Genomic DNA, 316 nt, shown 5'->3' with positions numbered 1-316 from the left:
CCGAAAGCACCGGACGCCCGGCAGTGACGAACTCATGTTCGCGGGGGGCGCGGTCGTTGAGGTAGCCGTCCACCGGACTGCGGATCACCGAGCGATCCAGGTTCAACTGCGCGGCATCCACCGCAACCTTTGATTCGCCCAGTGCCGAAAGGGCTCGGGCTTCGCGTGACTGGCTTTCTTCCAGTTGTTCGCGGGCGACCAGATTGCCCAGGCCGCGGTTACGTTTGTTCTCACGGCGTGCCTGCTCCCAGGTTTCCTGACGTTCGGCGACCGTCGCCTGCGCCTGGCGCAGTGCCAGACGGAAGCGGTCCTGATC

1 pseudogene is annotated in these 316 nt (G+C 65.2%); it reads right to left on the bottom strand.

The annotated features are described in order from the left end of the window. Positions 1-316, bottom strand: a pseudogene (locus GE543_RS27025) (efflux transporter periplasmic adaptor subunit); the annotation flags it as partial.

This window comes from Pseudomonas sp. SZ57, assembly GCF_009495975.1.
Classification (GTDB): Bacteria; Pseudomonadota; Gammaproteobacteria; order Pseudomonadales; family Pseudomonadaceae; genus Aquipseudomonas; species Aquipseudomonas syringae.
This window is presented reverse-complemented; position numbering and strand designations above follow the sequence as displayed.